The 19319-nt window shown below is 65.6% G+C and carries 16 protein-coding genes; 12 read left to right on the forward strand and 4 right to left on the reverse strand.

From position 1 onward, the window contains the following. Positions 1–246 precede the first annotated feature (246 nt). Positions 247–1011 carry a nucleoside phosphorylase gene (locus QM590_RS10105; protein WP_269594778.1) on the reverse strand — a complete coding sequence of 255 codons (765 nt, stop codon included), beginning with the start codon at positions 1009–1011 and terminating at the stop codon, positions 247–249. A 113-nt stretch (positions 1012–1124) separates the two neighbouring features. On the opposite strand from QM590_RS10105, the gene purL reads away from it, so the two are divergent. The 10 genes from purL (at position 1125) to purM (ending at position 14618) form a co-directional block, all read left to right on the forward strand. Continuing rightward, positions 1125–3416: a phosphoribosylformylglycinamidine synthase subunit PurL gene (purL, locus tag QM590_RS10110; RefSeq protein WP_269594779.1), complete on the forward strand. Its 2292-nt coding sequence runs from the start codon at positions 1125–1127 to the stop codon at positions 3414–3416. A gap of 83 nt (positions 3417–3499) precedes the next feature. After that, positions 3500–5227, forward strand: coding sequence for an alpha/beta hydrolase (locus tag QM590_RS10115; protein ID WP_269594860.1), 1728 nt, complete (start codon positions 3500–3502; stop codon positions 5225–5227). After that, entirely contained in the window at positions 5224–5844 is a 621-nt protein-coding gene (locus tag QM590_RS10120) for a CPBP family intramembrane glutamic endopeptidase (RefSeq protein ID WP_411567274.1), read from the forward strand. Before QM590_RS10115 ends, QM590_RS10120 begins: the two co-directional genes overlap by 4 nt. A gap of 5 nt (positions 5845–5849) precedes the next feature. Next, the gene (locus tag QM590_RS10125) at positions 5850–6236 is read left to right on the forward strand and encodes a sterol carrier family protein (protein ID WP_269594780.1); all 387 of its coding nucleotides are present in this window, start codon (positions 5850–5852) and stop codon (positions 6234–6236) included. Between the two features lie 125 nt (positions 6237–6361). Further along, positions 6362–7924 carry an amidophosphoribosyltransferase gene (gene purF / locus QM590_RS10130; RefSeq protein ID WP_269594781.1) on the forward strand — a complete coding sequence of 521 codons (1563 nt, stop codon included), beginning with the start codon at positions 6362–6364 and terminating at the stop codon, positions 7922–7924. Between the two features lie 116 nt (positions 7925–8040). Next, entirely contained in the window at positions 8041–9726 is a 1686-nt protein-coding gene (locus QM590_RS10135) for an ABC transporter substrate-binding protein (RefSeq protein WP_269594782.1), read from the forward strand. Positions 9727–9782: 56 nt separating this feature from the next. Then, the gene (locus tag QM590_RS10140) at positions 9783–10823 is read left to right on the forward strand and encodes an ABC transporter permease (RefSeq protein WP_269594862.1); all 1041 of its coding nucleotides are present in this window, start codon (positions 9783–9785) and stop codon (positions 10821–10823) included. Further along, positions 10823–11791 carry an ABC transporter permease gene (locus tag QM590_RS10145; RefSeq protein ID WP_037194582.1) on the forward strand — a complete coding sequence of 323 codons (969 nt, stop codon included), beginning with the start codon at positions 10823–10825 and terminating at the stop codon, positions 11789–11791. The genes QM590_RS10140 and QM590_RS10145 overlap by 1 nt, the downstream gene beginning before the upstream one ends. Next, positions 11788–13425 carry an ABC transporter ATP-binding protein gene (locus QM590_RS10150; protein ID WP_269594783.1) on the forward strand — a complete coding sequence of 546 codons (1638 nt, stop codon included), beginning with the start codon at positions 11788–11790 and terminating at the stop codon, positions 13423–13425. Before QM590_RS10145 ends, QM590_RS10150 begins: the two co-directional genes overlap by 4 nt. A gap of 92 nt (positions 13426–13517) precedes the next feature. Next, complete coding sequence (gene purM / locus QM590_RS10155) at positions 13518–14618, forward strand: phosphoribosylformylglycinamidine cyclo-ligase (RefSeq protein ID WP_032376541.1); 1101 nt, start codon at positions 13518–13520, stop codon at positions 14616–14618. A 71-nt stretch (positions 14619–14689) separates the two neighbouring features. Here purM and QM590_RS10160 read toward each other — a convergent pair whose 3' ends face one another. The 3 genes from QM590_RS10160 to ygfZ form a co-directional block, all read right to left on the reverse strand. Next, a complete protein-coding gene (locus tag QM590_RS10160) occupies positions 14690–14881 on the reverse strand; it encodes a DUF3073 domain-containing protein (protein WP_082898823.1) in 192 nt (63 codons plus the stop codon). A 283-nt stretch (positions 14882–15164) separates the two neighbouring features. Next, positions 15165–15800: an MOSC domain-containing protein gene (locus QM590_RS10165; protein WP_269594784.1), complete on the reverse strand. Its 636-nt coding sequence runs from the start codon at positions 15798–15800 to the stop codon at positions 15165–15167. Beyond that, positions 15797–16927: a CAF17-like 4Fe-4S cluster assembly/insertion protein YgfZ gene (gene ygfZ, locus QM590_RS10170; RefSeq protein WP_411741326.1), complete on the reverse strand. Its 1131-nt coding sequence runs from the start codon at positions 16925–16927 to the stop codon at positions 15797–15799. The genes QM590_RS10165 and ygfZ overlap by 4 nt, the downstream gene beginning before the upstream one ends. 102 nt (positions 16928–17029) lie before the next feature. On the opposite strand from ygfZ, the gene QM590_RS10175 reads away from it, so the two are divergent. Together QM590_RS10175 and QM590_RS10180 are read left to right on the forward strand one after the other, a co-directional pair. After that, the gene (locus QM590_RS10175) at positions 17030–18328 is read left to right on the forward strand and encodes a dicarboxylate/amino acid:cation symporter (protein WP_269594786.1); all 1299 of its coding nucleotides are present in this window, start codon (positions 17030–17032) and stop codon (positions 18326–18328) included. A gap of 34 nt (positions 18329–18362) precedes the next feature. Further along, positions 18363–19229, forward strand: a complete 867-nt coding sequence (locus tag QM590_RS10180) for an aminodeoxychorismate lyase (RefSeq protein WP_269594787.1) — start codon at positions 18363–18365, stop codon at positions 19227–19229. The last annotated feature ends 90 nt before the right edge of the window (positions 19230–19319 follow it).

The following is a 19319-nucleotide window of genomic DNA, read 5'->3' on the forward strand; positions in this document are numbered from 1 at the left end:
TTACGACCGACACCCCGAACGGTTCCGCCGCCGCCCCTGCACACCACAACCGCCCACAACAGTCGGAATCAACAACAACCGACTCCAGACAGCTTGACATTGAGCGTGCTCGCGGATTCGTGACCTGAGCTGGGGCGAATTTGCGTGCGTGTGGCAAACGCGCGCGCATTCGCGGGGGTCGGGGGGCGGAGGCGAGTCAGAGACCCGGTGAACCCGAACCAGCAACCCAGTGAACCAGCGTGTCGGCTAGATCGGGCTCAGTTGCAGGCATGCATCTGCTGCGAGCCAGAACAATTGTTCGCGCACTGTCGTGGCCTTGGTCCAGCCGCGGTGGTCCCAGTCGGCGGCGAGGGAGTCACCCGCGTACAGCAGTTGCGCGAATCGCACTCCGCGGAATCGGGCAACGGCGCAGAAGGCCGAGGCTTCCATGTCGACCGTTCGGCAGCCCTCCTCGACGCGGCGGGAAACGCGCGCACGGGTCTCGCGGTAGAGCGCATCGGTGGTCCACGAGCGGCCGGTGACGAAGTCGACTCCGGCGTCGGTCAGCACGGATTGCAGCACAGCCACGCCTGCGGGATCGGCGTCGACGATCCGTCCGGGCGGTAGGTAGTGGAACGAGGTGCCCTCGTCGCGGACGGCGCTGTCGACCACCATCACGTGTCCCATGCCCAGGTCGTCGGACAGTGCCCCCGCGCCGCCGACGGCCACGAACTGGGTGCATCCCATCGCGATGGCCTCTTCGAGGAACAGTGCGGCCAGTGGCGCTCCGACGCCGGGGTGGAAGACGGCAAGCTTCTCCCCGTTCCGTTCGATCTCGTAGACGGGATGTTCGCCGTGCTCGGAGCGCATGATCGAGACGACTCTGGCGTCGCCTTTCGCACAGATGCTCTCGATCACCTCGGAGAAGAAACAGACGACGGCTTTCGGCGGTACGTCGACTCCCTTGGCCACCATCGACGGGTCGATGACGCCCGTTTCGTCCAGATCGTTCTCGGTCAGCGCGATGTCCATCAGGTGATGTTCGCACGACCGATTGCAGACCCTGCACGACCGATGCCGTACATGTCGCACGGTCCCGATAGACTCTCCCTGGCATTTCGCTCCATCGAAGGGACCTATTCCTCGTGTCCGCTAGCTCTGTACCCACAGACACTGTCTCCAACGCCGTCGCAACCCCCGACGTAGCGCAGCCGTACAAGGAACTCGGACTCAAGGACGACGAATACGTCCGCATCAAGGAAATCCTCGGCCGCCGGCCGACCGACGCCGAGTTGGCGATGTATTCCGTCATGTGGAGCGAGCACTGCTCGTACAAGTCCTCGAAGGTGCACCTGAAGTACTTCGGTGAGACCACCACCGACGAGATGCGCAAGCCCATGCTCGCCGGTATCGGTGAGAACGCGGGCGTCGTCGACGTCGGCGACGGCTGGGCCGTCACGTTCAAGGTCGAGAGCCACAATCACCCGTCGTACGTCGAGCCCTACCAGGGTGCGGCGACGGGCGTCGGCGGCATCGTCCGCGACATCATGGCCATGGGCGCTCGCCCGATCGCCGTCATGGACCAGCTGCGATTCGGTGCCGCCGATGCACCCGATACGCGCCGCGTCCTGAGCGGCATCGTCGCAGGCGTCGGTGGCTACGGAAACTCCCTCGGCCTGCCGAACATCGGCGGCGAGACGGTGTTCGACGCCTCCTACGCCGGTAACCCTCTGCTGAACGCTCTGTGTGCCGGTGTCATGCGCGTCGAGGACATGCATCTCGCGTTCGCGTCGGGGCTGGGCAACAAGATCATTCTGTTCGGTGCACGCACCGGTCTCGACGGCATCGGCGGCGTGTCCGTGCTCGCGTCGGAGACCTTCGACGGCGACGAAACCGGCGGTGGCCGCAAGAAGCTTCCGGCAGTACAGGTCGGCGATCCGTTCACCGAGAAGGTGCTCATCGAAGCCTGCCTGGAGCTGTACTCCAACAAGCTCGTCGTCGGTATCCAGGACCTCGGTGGTGCCGGGTTGTCCTGTGCTACTTCGGAACTCGCGTCAGCGGGAAGTGGCGGTATGCACATCGAGCTGGAGAAGGTGCCGATGCGCGCCACCGGCATGACGCCCGCCGAGGTGCTCTCGAGCGAATCCCAGGAGCGCATGTGCGCCGTGGTGACTCCCGACAACGTCGACGCGTTCATGGCCGTCTGCAAGAAGTGGGACGTTCTGGCCACGGTGATCGGTGAGGTCACCGACGGTGAGCATCTGCAGATCACCTGGCACGGCGAGACGGTCGTCGACGTACCGCCGAAGACCGTCGCGCACGAGGGACCGGTGTACAACCGTCCCGTGCAGCGTCCCGCCACCCAGGACGATCTGGTCGCGAACACCACGGCGTCGCTGCAGCGTCCGGAAACCGGGGACGAGCTGAAGGCGACGTTGCTGAAGATGATCGGCTCTCCGCAGCTGTGCAGCCGACGCTTCATCACCGAGCAGTACGACCGCTACGTGCGCGGCAACACCGTCCTCGCCGAGCACGCCGACGCAGGCGTCATCCGCATCGACGAGAAGACCGGTCGCGGAATCGCTTTGGCCACCGACGCGTCGGGTCGCTACACCGCACTCGATCCGTATCAGGGTGCGCAGCTGGCGTTGGCCGAGGCGTTCCGCAACGTCGCCGTCACCGGCGCGACGCCCAAGGCCGTCACCAACTGCCTGAACTTCGGCTCACCCGAGGACCCGGGCGTCATGTGGCAGTTCCAGCAGGCCGTGCGCGGATTGGCGGACGGCTGCGTCACCCTTGGCATTCCCGTGACCGGCGGCAACGTCAGTTTCTACAACCAGACCGGTGCCGAGCCGATCCTGCCGACGCCCGTCGTCGGTGTACTCGGCGTCATCGACGACGTGCATCGCCGCATCCCCACCGGCCTCGGTCTCGAGCCCGGCGAGACGCTGATCCTGCTCGGCGAGACCCACGACGAGTTCGACGGGTCCATCTGGGCTCAGGTCGAGCACGATCACCTCGGCGGCGTGCCACCCAAGGTCGATCTCGCCCGCGAGCAACTGCTGGCAGACATTCTGCTCTCGTCCTCGCGCGACGGATTGGTCTCGGCGGCACACGATCTGTCCGAGGGCGGCCTCGCTCAGGCCGTCGTCGAAGCCGCTCTGGCCGGTGAAACCGGTTGCCGCATCATCCTTCCCGAGGGTGCCGATCCGTTCGTGACGCTGTTCTCCGAGTCCTCGGGCCGCGTACTGGTCGCGGTACCGCGCACGGAAGAAACTCGCTTCACCGGCATGTGCACCGCCCGCGGTCTGCCGTGGGCGCGCATCGGCGTCGTCGACGAGGGTTCGGATTCGATCGAGGTGCAAGGGCAGTTCTCCGTCCCGATGACGGAGCTGCGCGAGACGTTCGAGCGCACTCTCCCCAGACTCTTCGGCTGACCGAGGTGGGGGGACGCACATCGGAGCAGCGCCACGACGAGGTCGACGCGACACTCGAGAAGGACCAGCATCATCGGTACCACCTGCCCTCGGTCGAGTTCGCCGTCCCCTCACCCGCCAAGCATCCGTTCGTCATGTGGGCCTGGGGCCTGCTGCGCCTGGACTTCACCGGAATTGCGTTCAGCGCGTTGTTCTTCTGCTGGTCGTTGACTCCGTCTCTGCTCCCTCGTGGATGGCTGTTCCAGGGCATCATCGGCGGTATCAACGCGGCCATCGGCTACGCCTTCGGCGTCGCGGTGGGTTGGGCCGTGACCCGTTGGTGGCTCTCGTCGCGATCGTGGTGGCCGTTGCCGCGCAAGGTCGAGCTGGCCGTCAAGGTCGCCGTTCCCGTCCTCGCGATCGCGGCATCGATGGTCATGCTGGCGATCTCGGCGGAATGGCAGCGTGAGCTGGCCGCTCTGATGGACGCGGAGGGAACCACCACGACGGGGTATTTCCGCACCGGCGCGCTCAGTATCGCCATGGCAGCGCTGCTGATCTCGGTGTGGCGGGTGTTGCGTGACTTCGTTCGTCTGCTCGCCCGTCAGATCAACCGCATCGTGAAGATGCCGCGCGAAGTGGCCAATGCGCTCGGGGTCGTCGTCCTCGTCGTGCTGTCCGTCGCCCTGGTTCAGGGTGTCCTGCTGCGCGCGGTCTCCGAGGTCACCAATTCCGTGTTCAGTCTGCAGAACGACGAAACCCGGGACGGCGCAGAACAACCCGTCGCCGACGAACGCTCCGGCAGCCCGAACTCGTTGGCGCCGTGGGACACCCTCGGCTTCGAGGGTCGCGACTTCGTCTCCAGCGGACTTCGCGCCGACGAGATGGAGCGAGCCACGGGCCGCCCCAGCCTCGAACCGATCCGGGCATATGCAGGGCTGGAAACCGCAGAGACCCAGGACGAGCGACTGAACATCGTGGTCGCCGAACTCGAACGCACCGGGGCATTCCAGCGCGCGGCTCTCGTCGTCGTCCCGACCACCGGAACCGGATGGGTCAATCCCACCGCCATCGAAGCCGAAGAGCTCATGTTCGACGGCGATGTCGCCACCGTCGCATCCCAGTACTCGTACCTGCCGAGTTGGATCTCCTTCGTCGCGGAGGGAGACAAGGCCGCGCAGGCAGGCAGAGCTCTGATCGACAAGGTGCACGACCGCTGGCTGCAGGAACCGGAGGCCACGCGCCCCAAGTTCTACGTCTACGGCGAGAGCCTCGGTACCCAGGCGGGTGAAGGCGCGTTCGACGGTCTGGCCGACATCCGGGCCACCACCGACGGCGTCCTGTGGGTGGGACCGCCGAACAACAACCGCATCTGGAGTCAGTTCGTCAGCCGACGCGACCCGGGAAGCCCGGAGGTGCGGCCGGTCTACTCCGAGGGCCTGACGGTCCGGTTCGCCGACAACTCGTCGGGCATCCCGCCGGAGGATCAGCCCTGGTACGAGCCGCGGATCCTCTACGTTCAGCACGCGTCGGATCCGGTGGTCTGGTGGTCACCCGACCTGTTGTTCGAGCGTCCCGACTGGCTGTCCGAGCCACCGGGGCCGGACCGGCTGCCGAGCATGCGATGGTTCCCGGTCGTGACCTTCTGGCAGGTGGCCGCCGATCTGACGAACGCCGCAGGCGTTCCCGACGGACACGGCCACAATTACGGAACCCTCGTGCTCGACGGCTGGGTGGCCGTTGCCGCGCCCGAGGGGTGGACCGACCGCGACACCGAACGAGTCCGCGGGGTCATGGAGCAGTTCGCCGGCCGGGACGGTCCGGAGAAGTGAGAACCGCAGTGACGGCCGGAGTGGAGCCTGCGGAACGACCCATTCTCACCGGACTCGCGACGACGGCGTGGAGTACCTACCTCCTTCCCGCTCTCGGTCTCGATGCCCGTGGACGGGCAGTGGCCAACGCGTCGTTCGCCGTCGGTGTGGCTGCACTGTCTCGAACGAGCGCAGCAGAGCTCGGCCTGCGCAATTTCGCCGCCGGGCTGAAGTGGGGCGCTGCGGCGTCGGCCATTCCCGTTCTCGGATCTGCCGTCGTCGCTGCGATTCCTGCGTTGCGTCGCCGCGTCCGGCCGTCCGAGGACGAACTGGCCGAGTGGGTTCTGTTTCGCATCCCGGTGGGAACGGTACTGACCGAGGAACTGCTCTTCCGCGGTGTGCTCGACGCCGCGTCGCCTGCTCTGTCGCCGATCTTCTTCGGGCTCTGGCACATTCACCCGGCCCGCGCGGCGGGTGACACCGTGGTCGGAACGGTGGTGGCAACGGCAGCGGCCGGTGTGGTGTTCTCGTGGCTTCGAGCCCGCAGCGGCAGTGTGCTCGCCCCGGCGCTGCTGCACTACTTTCTCAACGCCAGTGGCGCTGTGCTGGCGCATCTCGCAGCGGACGACAGGAGTTAGGCGCAGTGCCACCGCACAAGGAAGTCGGCCCCGCCGAGGTACGCGAGGCCGTGCTGGCCGTCGAGCAATGGATCAAGGGTGAGGCGGACAAGCCTGCGCGGGCGCAGATAGCCGCAGCGGTACGCACCACTGCCAGAACTCTCGGCCAGAATGCGCCGGGATCCTCGGTGGAGGTGCGGGTACCGCCGTTCGTCGCGGTGCAGTGCATCGAGGGGCCGCGTCACACCCGGGGGACACCGCCGAACGTCGTCGAAACCGACGCGCTGACGTGGCTGCAGGTGGTCACCGGAATCCGCGATTTCGCCGAGGCTCTCGCCGACGGTTCGATCGATGCGTCGGGCAGTAGAGCGGCGGAAGTGGGTCGCTGGCTGCCGCTGTTGTCCATCAGGTGATCGGTGTGAATCGGACACACGTTCACCTACTGGGAATCTCCCGTCCACACGATGCGTTGACTCCGGCCGTGTGCCCGTAGACTCAGGCACGGCCCCCCGCCCCGTCCCCCAAGGGAGCAATGCCCGTGACCAACGCCGATTTGTCGGTCGACAGTCCGAATCTTCTGGTAAGCAAACCCCTCGACGAACCGGAGAACGAGCCGCGCGAGGAGTGCGGAGTGTTCGGAGTGTGGGCACCGGGCGAGGATGTGGCCAAGCTCTCGTATTACGGCCTCTATGCACTGCAGCACCGTGGCCAGGAGGCTGCCGGCATCGCAGTGTCCGACGGTTCCCAGGTGTTGGTGTTCAAGGATCTCGGTCTCGTCAGCCAGGTGTTCGACGAGCAGACGCTCGGCGCTATGCCCGGGCACGTCGCCATCGGTCACTGCCGCTACTCCACCAGTGGTTCGGTCACGTGGGAGAACGCGCAGCCGATCTTCCGTACCACCACCGCCGGGACGGGGATTGCGCTCGGCCACAACGGGAATCTGGTGAACTTCGCCGAGCTCGCCACCAAGGCGCGCGACGCAGGCCTGATCAACGACCGGCTGCAGGGCAACGGCACGTCGGATTCCGACGTGGTGACCGCGCTGCTGGCGCACAAGGCGGCCGACTGCACCATCGAGCAGGCGGCGATGGAATTGCTGCCATTGCTCAAGGGTGCCTTCTGTCTGACGTTCATGGACGAGCACACCCTCTACGCCGCGCGTGACCCGCACGGCGTTCGACCGTTGTGCCTCGGGCGCCTCGATCGCGGCTGGGTGGTTGCCAGCGAGACGGCGGCTCTCGACATCGTCGGTGCCGCATTCGTCCGCGACATCGAGCCCGGTGAACTGCTCGCGATCGACGCCGACGGTGTTCGGTCCTCGCGCTTCGCAGCTCCCGAGCCCAAGGGTTGCGTGTTCGAGTACGTGTATCTCGCTCGTCCCGACAGCGTCATCGGTGGTCGTTCGGTGCACTCGACGCGAGTCGAGATCGGACGTCGTCTCGCGAAGGAACATCCGGCCGAGGGGGACCTGGTGATTCCCGTGCCCGAGAGCGGAACTCCTGCTGCGGTCGGTTTCGCGCAGGGCTCCGGCATCCCGTACGGCCAGGGTTTGATGAAGAACGCCTACGTGGGCCGCACGTTCATTCAGCCGTCGCAGACCATTCGTCAACTCGGTATCCGGCTCAAGCTGAATCCTCTCAAAGAGGTCATACGGGGCAAAAGGCTGGTGGTGGTGGACGATTCGATCGTTCGCGGCAACACCCAGCGCGCCCTGATCAGGATGCTCCGCGAGGCCGGTGCGCTGGAGATTCACGTGCGTATCGCGTCGCCGCCGGTGCGCTGGCCCTGCTTCTACGGCATCGACTTCGCTTCTCCCGCAGAGCTGATCGCCAACGGTGTCGATTCCGAGGACGGAATTCTCGAGGGTGTGCGGCAGGCGATCGGTGCCGATTCGTTGGGGTACATCTCCATCGACGGCATGATCGCGGCCTCCGAGCAGCCTGAATCCCGGTTGTGTGCAGCATGTTTCACCGGCAAGTATCCGATCGATCTGCCGGCCGACAACGCACTCGGCAAGCACGTTCTCGAGGGTCTGCTGGCCTCGGCCGCCGGGCAGCCGGTGGACAACGACGCGAACGTGAGTGCTCTGAGTCGTCCCTGAGCAGGGCGTTCCTGCGAGGGAACAGCAGGGTTTTCTCAATGCCACATATTGGAAACAGTCCGTCGGTACTGTCCTTTCAGTTACATAGGACACACCGATTGGATAGAGGCTTTCAGATGACCCTGTCGCCCGACGACGGACGCATGCAGCGCTACAGCGCGGCATCGAAGACCGCTGCACCCAGCTCAGCGGGACGCAAGCACGGCAAGAAAGTTGCTGCAGTGGCAGCACTGTCGGTACTCGCATTGACTGCGGCAGCCTGCGGCTCGGGCCGCACCGACGAAGCCGGTGGCTCCGGCGAGGGCAGTGGTGACACCATCACCGTCGGCACCACCGACCAGGTGACGTCACTCGACCCGGCCGGCTCGTACGACAACGGCTCGTTCATGGTCATGAACCAGACGTATCCCTTCCTGATGAATTTTGCGCCCGGTAGCTCCGAGCTCGAGCCCGATGTCGCCGAGAGCTGCGATTTCACCGAGCCGACCGTGTACACGTGCACGCTGAAGGACGATCTGACGTTCGCGAACGGCAACCCGCTGACGAGCGAGAGCGTGAAGTTCTCCTTCGATCGCATCGTCGCCATCAACGATCCCAACGGACCCGCGTCGCTGCTGACGAACCTCGACAGCGTCGCGACTCCGGACGAGAAGACCGTCGAGTTCACGCTGAAGGCCGCGAACGATCAGACGTTCCCGCAGATTCTGGCGACACCGGCGGGCCCGATCGTCGACCAGACCGTGTTCCCGGCAGATTCGATTCTCGACGACGACGCCATCGTGGCGGGCACCCCGTTCGCAGGCCCGTACTCCATCTCGAGCTACGCCAAGAACTCCCTCGTCAGCTTCACCGCGAACGGCGACTACAAGGGCATCCTCGGAACTCCGAAGACTTCGTCGATCAACGCGAAGTACTACACCAGCTCCGACAACCTCAAGCTCGACGTGCAGAACAAGGCCATCGACGTCGCGTGGCGATCGCTGACCCCGACGGACGTCGAATCGCTCGGCAGCGTCGACGGTCTGACGGTGCACGAGGGACCCGGCGGCGAATCGCGCTACATGGTCTTCAACATGAACACGATGCCCGGTGACAACCCTGATCAGAAGCTGGCCGTGCGCAAGGCAATTGCGGCCTCGGTGGATCGCCAGGCGCTGTCCGACGGCGTCTACAAGGGCACCTACACCCCGCTGTACTCGGTGGTCCCCACCGGTCTGGCCGGTGCGAACACCGCGTACGGCGACGTCTACGGCACCACCCCGAACCGCGACGAAGCAGCCGGATTCCTCTCTGCCGCAGGCGTTGCCACCCCGGTGCAGCTGAACCTGCAGTACAACCCGGACCACTACGGTTCGAGCTCGAGCGAGGAATACGCCGCGATCAAGAGCCAGCTCGACGCGACGGGCCTGTTCAACGTGAACCTGCAGTCCACCGAGTGGAGCACGTACACCAAGGAACGCGTCGCCGACGCCTACCCCGTGTACCAGCTGGGCTGGTTCCCGGACTACCCCGATGCGGACAACTACCTGACGCCGTTCTTCGGGCCGGACAACTTCCTGCAGTCGCACTTCGAGAGCCCGGCCATCACGTCACTGCTCGATCTCGAGCGCACGACCGCCGACGAGAATGCGCGGATGCAGATCATCGGTCAGATTCAGACCGAGCTCGCGACGAACTACCTGCCGACGCTTCCGTTGTTGGAGGGCAAGCAGATCGCCGTCGCCACCGACGAGATCAGCGGCGTGGACGAGACTCTCGACGCCTCGTTCAAGTTCCGATTCGTCACTCTCGCCAGGGGCTGACCGGCGTGCCCACTACCGACAGCACGACGGTAGAGGGCGAGAAGCAAGCACAGCAGGTGAGCGCGCCGTCACGGTACGGCGCGCTCGCCCGTTATCTCGGGGTCAGATTTCTGCTGATCATTCCGACTGCCTGGATTCTCGTCACCGTCGTGTTCTTTCTGATGCGGGTGATCGGTGATCCGATCACCGCGGCCCTCGGTGGTCGCCTACCTGCCGAACAGATCGCCCAGCGCAAGGCCGAGGCCGGCTACGACCGACCCATTCTGACGCAGTACTGGGAGTACCTGACCGGACTGTTGCGCGGCGATTTCGGCCGCTCCGCCACCGACAACCGCGCGATCAGCGACGTCCTGCTCGTCAACGGCGCTGCCACACTGGAATTGGCGTTCTGGGCACTGCTGGTCGCCTTCGCGGTCGGCATCCCGCTCGGGTTCTTCGCCGCCACCCATCGGGACCGCTTCGGTGACGCCTCGCTGCGGATCTTCGCGATCCTGGCGTACGCGGCTCCGGTGTTCTTCGTCGGCATGTTGCTCAAGCTGCTGTTCGCAGTCAAGCTCGGCTGGCTGCCCGTCGCCGGTCGTGCCAGCACCAATGTGGAACTGGCACTGCAGAACGTCTCGCCCAAGACCAACATTCTGATCGTCGACTCGTTCCTGTACGGCGAGCCGAGCTACATCGTGAACGTGCTCGAGCATGCCGTACTACCCGCACTCGCCCTGGGTCTGTTGACGGCCGGAGTGTTCCTGAGGCTGGTGCGCGTCAACCTGATTCAGACGTTGCAGGCACCGTTCGTCGACGCTGCGCGCGCTCGCGGTTTGAGCGAGGGCACGGTGACGCGACGACATGCGTTCCGCAACGCCATGATTCCCATCGTCACCGTCATCGGCCTGCAGATCGCCGTGCTCCTGGGCGGTGCGGTACTGACCGAGACGACCTTCGAGTGGCAGGGCCTGGGCTACGAACTCGCCCGATACCTCCAGCAACGCGATTTCGTTGCGGTGCAGGGCATCGTGACGTTCCTGGCCGTCGTGGTCGCCGTCGTCAGCTTCGTCACCGACGCGATCGTCGCACTCATCGACCCGAGAGTGAGGTTCTGATGAGCACCGAAGTCGTGCTGTCCGACGTCCCTCCCACCCGTCCGCATCGTCGAGGATTTCCCGGCGTCGCATTCGTCAAGTCCACGTCGGGGTTGCAACGCGTCACCTTGATCGTCGGGTTGGCACTGATGGTGGGGTTCGTGATCGCCGCAGTGTTCGCCCCGCTTCTCGCGCCGTACGGGTTCTCGCAGACCAGTGATGCCGGGCAGGATTTTGCTCGCCAAGCGGCTCCGTCTGCCCAGCACTGGTTCGGCACCTCGGTTCGCGGTGAGGACGTGTTCTCGCGCGTGATCTACGGTGCCCGAACGGCATTGATGGTGATCGCGTCGTCGTTGATTCTCTCGCTGATCATCGGTGTTCCGCTCGGCCTGGCCTCGGGCTACATCGGCCGTTGGTTCGACCGCGTGCTCGTGCTGTTCATGGACGCGATGTACGCGTTCCCGTCTCTGCTTCTCGCGGTGGTTATCTCGATCGTCGTCGCAGGCGGGCAGTCGTCGAGCTTCGGTGGCATCGCATCCGCAGCCATCGCCATCACGGCGATCTTCGTGCCGCAGTACTTCCGCGTCGTGCGCAACGCCACGGTGGCGGTCAAGACCGAACCGTACGTCGATGCCGCTCGGGTCACCGGTGCCGGTACTCCGCGAATCCTGTTCCGCCACATCCTCGCCAACGTGGTGCAGACGCTGCCGGTCATCATCACCCTCAACGGTGCCGAGGCCATCCTGACCCTCGCCGGACTCGGATTCCTCGGATTCGGCATCGAACCCACCTCCGCCTCGGAGTGGGGATACGACATCAACAAGGCGCTGCCCGATATCTCCAACGGCATCTGGTGGACGTCGGTGTTCCCTGGCCTGGGCATCGTGTTGGTGGTGCTCGGCCTGACCATGGTGGGCGAAAGCGCAAGCGAGACACTCAATCCGCTGCTGCGCACCCGCAAGAAGTTCAAGAAGGCGGTGAAGGTATGACATCGAGTGTTGCAACTCCACGCGAGTCCGCATTGTCGGTGAAGTCGTTGTCCGTCACGTTCCTCACCGATGCCGGCGAGGTCGATGCCGTCACCGAAGTCTCGTTCGAGGTGTTCCCCGGCGAAGTACTGGCCGTGGTGGGGGAGTCCGGATCGGGCAAGTCCGTCAGCGTCCGATCCGCCATCGGCCTGCTCCCCGACACCGCACGCGTCGAGGGACACGTGGTACTCGGTGGCCAGGACGTGACTACGCTGAGCAACAAGGCGTGGGCGCAGTTGCGCGGCAACAAGATTTCGATGGTGTTCCAGGAACCGGGCAGCGCCCTCGATCCGCTGTTCACCATCGGCTATCAAATAGTGGAGGCGCTGCGGGCGCACACGCGCGACGACGGCAAGCGAATGTCGGCGAAGGACGCCAAGATTCGGGCCGTCGAGCTGTTGACGATGGTGGGTCTGCCCAACCCCGAGCAGCGGTTCTCGTACTATCCGCACGAGCTCTCGGGTGGGCAGAAACAACGCGTCATGATCGCGATCGCCATCTCGTGCGAGGCGAAGGTCATCATCGCCGACGAGCCGACCACCGCCCTCGACGTCACGGTGCAGGCCGAAATCCTGGACCTGCTCCGTGATCTCAAGGACCGGCTCGGCTGCGCCATCGTGCTCATCACCCACAGCATGGGCGTCGTGTCCGACCTGGCCGACCGCGTCGTCGTCATGCAGAACGGCCGCGTCGTCGAGGAAGCTCCGGTGGCGCAACTGTTCGACGCACCCGCCGACGACTACACCAAGAAGCTGCTGGCCGCGGTGCCGACCCTCGCCGCCGTGGAGTCCGACAAGACGGTCGACACCTCCGGCGAGCCGGTACTCGACGTCTCGCGTTTGGTGGTGCAGTTTTCCGGCGGCGTCGGCTCACCTGCGTTCCGGGCGGTCGACGACGTCTCGCTCACCATCCACCGCGGCGAAACACTCGGGCTGGTGGGCGAATCCGGCTCGGGCAAGTCCACGATCGGCAGATGTGTTGCAGCACTGCAGAAGCCGACCAGCGGCAGCGTGACGGTGATGGGGCAGAACATCGCAGGCGTGAGCGAACGCAAGCTGAAGCCGCTACGCAAGCGATTCGGGTTCGTCTTCCAGGACCCGTCCGCATCACTGAACCCCCGACTGACCGTCGGGCAATGCATCGCCGAACCGATGATCGTGCATAAGTACGGCTCCAAGGACGCGATCGCGGCGAGGACGACCGAGCTGCTCGACGCCGTGCAACTGCCGTCGGGCACCGACAAGCGCTACCCCCACGAGCTCTCCGGTGGGCAGCGGCAACGCGTCAGCCTGGCGCGGGCACTGGTGCTGGGACCTGATCTGGTGGTCGCGGACGAGCCGACCAGCGCTCTGGACGTGTCGGTGCAGGCAGCCGTGCTCGATCTGTTCGAGGCACTGCAGCAGGAATTCGGCTTCGCCTGCCTGTTCATCAGTCACGACCTCGCGGTGGTCGACCGCGTTGCGCACCGCGTGGTGGTACTGCGCAACGGGGCAATCGTGGAGGAGGGGACACCGTGGAAGATCCTGCGATCCCCGGAGGCGGAGTACACCAAGAAGCTGTTGGCGGCGATCCCGGGTAAGCGCCTGCACACGTGAATTCTTCTCGCCACCGGGCACTCCGGTACCGTTAGGGCGCTATCTGTGCCGTCACGGGCGCTGACATGATCGAGTACACAGGCTGGAGCCGAATGACCGAGGAATCCCAACCCACGAGCGCAACTCACTCGGGCGGTGCCTCCTACGCGGCGGCCGGGGTCGACATCGCCGCAGGAGATCGAGCAGTGCAACTGTTCGCGCCGCTCGCCAAGAAGGCCAGCAGGCCCGAGGTCATGGGCGGTCTCGGCGGTTTCGCCGGCCTCTTCGCGCTCAAGGGCGACTACCGCGAGCCCGTCCTGGCCGCCTCGACCGACGGCGTCGGCACCAAGGTGGCCGTGGCGCAGGCGCTCGGCAAGCACGACACCCTCGGCCTCGACCTGGTCGCAATGGTCGTCGACGACCTCGTCGTCTGCGGTGCCGAGCCACTGTTCCTGCAGGACTACATCGCCGTGGGCCGAGTGGTTCCCGAGCAGGTCGCCGAACTGGTCAAGGGCATCGCAGAGGGCTGCATCATCGCCGGTTGCGCACTGCTCGGCGGCGAGACGGCCGAGCACCCGGGACTGATGGCCGACGGCGATTACGACCTCTCGGCCACCGGCATCGGCGTCGTCGAGGCGGATTCGATCCTCGGACCCGAGCGAGTACGTCCCGGTGACGTCGTCATCGGCATGGGATCGTCGGGTCTGCACTCCAACGGCTACTCACTCGCGCGCAAGGTGCTGCTGGAGATCAACCACATGGATCTCGGCGGACACGTCGAGGAGTTCGGCCGCACCCTCGGCGAGGAGCTGCTCGAACCGACCAAGATCTACGCCAAGGACTGCCTCGCGCTCGCGGCCGAAACCGACGTGCGCACGTTCTGCCACGTCACCGGCGGCGGATTGGCGAACAACCTCTCACGGGTGATGCCCGAGGGCCTGGTCGCCGAACTCGACCGCACCACGTGGAGCCCTGCCCCGATCTTCTCGCTGATCGCTCAGCGCGGACGCGTCGAGCGGGCCGAGATGGAGCAGACGTTCAACATGGGTGTCGGCATGGTCGCCATCGTGGCACCCGAGGACGTCGATCGAGCACTCGCCGTGCTGACCGCACGCCACATCGACTGCTGGACGTTGGGCACGGTGAAGAAGGCGACCGGTAAGGACGTCGCCGACGAGCGTGCGCTGCTGCTGGGTAACCACCCGAGGTTCTGATCGCCCGAGGACGGACAAACAAGTGAGGGGAGCCGCACCGCGGCTCCCCCTCAGTCGTTCAGTGCTCAGTACTAGCGTCGCCAGTCCTCGTACTCGTCTTCTTCGACTCGGGAAGGCGCGTCCGAGTCGACGCCGCCACGATGCGAGTTCGACGAACCACCGGAGAGCTCTTGCTGCAGTCTCTCCAAGTCCGTAATAGGCGAGCTGTACTTGAGCTCACGAGCGACCTTTGTCTGCTTTGCCTTAGCCCTGCCTCGGCCCATGGCGGTGCCCCCTCGCGGACTTTCGGGGCGGCCTGGGGAAATTTGGCGGCCCCGTTAGAGTTGGTATTTCTTCCTGGGACACACTCTAGCGCGCGAATCGCCGCGATGCGCAGACGGCACCACGTGTCGGTGCCGGGCGAACGGGCGCGACACGCCCGGGAAAAGGGTCGACGCAGCCTGTACCTGCAGAAATCCGTGCACAGGCAAACTATCTCCGTTTCGCGACACGAGAACTACGTGCTGCGCGTCATGGGGAGCGGAGCCCGGAGAAGCGACCGGAGGGTCAGTTCCGCAACGATTTCAGTGCCGCGGCCGCATCGCGGTAGACCTTCGGTGCCAAATCGGGCTGATCGAGCAAAGTGGACATCGCGGTCGCGTCGGTTCCTCGGAACAGGTCGCGAACCGTCACCCCGTGTCGGGGTACCGACTCCACGGTCACTGCGTCACCGCCGCCGAAGACCCCGGGTTCGAGAACTCGGAAGTACGCACCCACATCACCTCGGTCCGCGAAGCGACGGATCCATCTCGGCTGGTCCATCCACCGTGCGAACGTCGCGCAGGGCTTGCGGGCGATCGTCACCTCCAAGGTCACCGTGCCGATGCGAAACCGCGACCCGATCACCGCGTCGGTCACCGGGACACCCTCGGTGCGGAGGTTCTCCCCGAATCGACCCGGTGGAACCGGCACCCCCAGCTCGTCGGCCCAGTGCTGCGCCTCGACCTCGTCGTAGGCGTACACGGCCTGATCGAGTCCGCCGTGGAATTTCGTGTCCCGACAGTGATCACCGCCGATGCCGAGCTCGTGCACGTCCACCTGCCCGTCGACGGGCCGCTTGTCGATGCCACTGTCGACCACCGCTCGGCGTCCGAGCGGAACATCGGCGTGCACGACGCAGACCGCGAGGACCCTCCCGGTCACCGGCCGCGCAGGCGGTCGACCGCAGCGCGGCCGGCCTGGACGTCGTCGTACGACGGGATCGAATCCGGATCGATCGACGCGGCACACGGCCCTGCTTCGAGGGCAGTGTCGACCGGAATCGTTCGTTTGAGAAGAGCCAATGCGATCGGCCCGAGCTCGAAGTGATCGATGACGGTGCCCAGACGGCCCACCGAGCGTCCGCCTGCGGTCACCGGATCGCCCGTTCCGGGTCGACCGTCCGCGGAACCGTCGAGATGCAGCAGCACCAGGTGTCGGGGCGGGCGACCGAGATTGTGCACGCGCGAGACAGTCTCCTGCCCGCGGTAGCAGCCCTTCTCCAGATGCACCGCGCCGAACTCCGCTGCGCTGCCGATCCAGCGAACCTCGTGCGGAATTGTCTTCTCGTCGGTGTCCACGCCCACGCGCGGACGCAGCGATTCCACCCGCAACGCGTCGAACGCCCAGGTTCCGGCCGGGGCGGCCCCGGCGTCGCGCAGTCGGATGAACCACTCGCTCAGACTCGCGCGGGGGATCACCACGTCGTACGAATTCGCGCCCGGCCAGGGCATCCGCCGCACGAAACCGCCGCCGTCGATCGGCGACGCACCGTAGACCTCGCTCGGAGCCGGCAGGCCGGCCTTCTCGAGCACCGACGCCGCGTCGGATCCGAGGACGGTGAGAACGGCGAGTTCGTCGGCCTCACGGGGTTCGGCCTTGGCCCAGAACACCATCTTCTTCAGGAACGAGAGCAGATCCGGTCCGGCCGAGCGCTCGGTGTCGATGTACGTGACGCCGGCCAGGTCGGTTTGGACGAAGTGATGCTCGATGCGGCCGTTGACGTCCAGGCTCAAATTCTCCGCCGAGCTGCCGTCGGGCAGGTTCGAGACGAGTTGGCTCGAGATCGTGTTCAACCAAGTCAGACGTTCGTCTCCGCCGATGGCCAGAACGAAACGATGGGAACGGTCGATGACGGCAGCGCCGCTGACCGCGTCGCGTTGCTCGCCGAACGGATTGCCGTAGTGCCAGGCCACCCCGGCATCGACGCTGTCGTCGGGGGAGGGCACTGCGCCGGGGAGTGTCAGAAGTGGACTCGGGCTGATCGTGACTGTGTCGGACACATCCCCCATAGTAGGAGCCCGTCGGCGCAGCAACTCGGTGACCGGTCCCTTTACACCCTCGAAACGGCGACGACACGGCACCGCGACGACACGGACCTAGCGTGTCGATCCATGAAGAAACTGGCGCATCCGGCCGCGCAGATCGGCCTCGCCGCGATCGGCGGCATCGTGTTCGGGTTGGTGGTCGGCGAGTGGGCCGCGAACCTGAAGTTCATCGGTGATCTGTTCATCCGACTGATCCAGATGTCGATCGTCCCGCTGGTGATGGCTTCGGTCATCGTGGCCACCGGGTCGATGGCGGGGGCGGGAACCGGCAAGATCGCGTTTCGCACCTTCAAGTGGATGATCGGGTTCTCGGTCGTCGCCGCTGTGCTGGCCTGGGTGCTGAGCACCATCATTCGGCCGGGCGCGGGCATGGTGTTCACCCAGCAGCTCGATCCGGCGCTCGAGGAGTCGGCGAGCGAGGCGCTCGGCTGGCAGGACACGCTGCTGAACTTCGTCAGCACCAACGTGTTCGACGCCATGTCGACGGCGACGATGGTGCCGATCATCGTCTTCTCGCTGCTCTTCGGTATCGCGCTACGCAGTCACATCACCAAGACCGGCAACACCCAGGTGCTCTCGTTCATGGACCAGATCCAGCAGATCGTCCTGACGATGATCCGGCTCGTCATGGTCATCGCCCCGGTCGGTGTGTTCTGCCTGCTCGCCGCGCTCGCCGGAGACGTCGGATTCTCCGTGGTGTCCACCGCGCTGAGCTACCTCGGTACGACGCTGCTCGGGGTGTTGATTCTGTTCGCACTCTTCGTCGTGGTCGTGACGATGCGGACCCGATTCAACCCGTGGAAGCTGCCCAGCAAGCTCACCGAACAGACTGCCGTCGCGGTGACGACGACGAGCTCGGCCGTCACGTTCCCGACGGTGCTGCGCAACACCGTCGAGAAGGTCGGCGTCAGTCAGAAGGTCGCCAACTTCACGCTGTCGATCGGGTTGACGATGGGCTCCTACGGCGCCGTGCTCAACTACATGATCGTGGTGATGTTCCTCGCGCAGGCAGGCAACATCGACCTGAGCCTCGGGCAGATCGTGCTGGGCATGGGCCTGGCGGTTCTGCTGAACATGGGCACCATCACCGTGCCCGGCGGATTCCCCGTCGTCGCGATGTTCCTCGCGACCTCGCTCGACCTTCCCTTCGAGGCCGTCGGCCTGCTGATCGCCGTGGACTGGTTCGCCGGGATCTTCCGTACCTTCCTCAACGTGAACGGAGACACGTTCGTCGCGATGCTCGTCGCCAACGCCGACGACGAGATCGACCGCGAGGTCTACAACGGCACCAAGGTAGTCGTCGCCGAGGATCTCGACCTCGACGAGTACGCCGACGCGCTGGCAACGGCCGACCGAGCGGATTGATCGAACGCGTCCGCTCCCCTCTAAGGTGGCGGGCATGTCGGAGTCGGTAGTGGTGACGTTGGACGGCCGAGTGCACGACGCGAATCGGCCGTTGCTGTTCGCCGACGACCTGGCCGCGGTACGCGGCGACGGGGTCTTCGAGACGCTGCTCGTGCGCGGCGGCGCGGCCTGTGCGGTCGAGTTGCATCTGGCCCGGCTGGTGGCGTCGGCGAAGGCGCTGGACCTACCCGTTCCCGATCTCGAACAGTGGCGCGCCGTCGTCGAACAGTCCGTGGGTCTGTGGACGCAGGAGTCGGAGGACGAGGCGGTTCTTCGCGTGGTCCTCAGCCGCGGACGCGAGGGCGGTGGTGACCCCACCGCATACGTGACGGTGGGGCCGCTGCCCGAGCGAGTACGGGCGGCGCGCACCGACGGGGTGTCGGTGATCACGCTCGATCGCGGCTACTCGGTGGACTTCTCGTCGGGAGCGCCGTGGCAGCTCGCGGGGGCCAAGACGTTGTCGTATGCGACCAACATGGCCGCGCTGCGACATGCCGCAGCGCAGGGTGTCGACGACGTGATCTACCTCAGCAGCGAGGGGAGGGTGCTCGAGGGTCCGCGCTCGACGGTGGTGCTCGCGCGCGGTAAGACTCTCGTCACACCGTCCGTCGACCAGGGCATCCTGGCCGGAACCACGGTCGCCGGGTTGTTCGCGGTGGCCGAGTCCGCTGGTTGGACATGCGAACACGGGCACCTGTATCCCGCGGATCTCATTGCCGCAGATGGCGTTTGGCTTGTCTCGAGCGTCACCCTCGCGGCTCGGGTCACGGCGATGAACGGCGTTCCTCTGGGCACGCGGAGGCGTGCCGATGACGTTTCGACGATGGTCGATACGGCCGTGGAGGCGGTCGAAACTCGATAGGAGTCCAACGACCCTGCCGAAAGACTCTTCCCTACTACTAACCGTAGTAGTACATTCGAGTTTGTCGCGGGCCAACGCCCTGACCTGCGG

This window comes from Rhodococcus sp. IEGM 1372 (assembly GCF_030056835.1).
Taxonomy (GTDB): Bacteria; Actinomycetota; Actinomycetes; order Mycobacteriales; family Mycobacteriaceae; genus Rhodococcoides.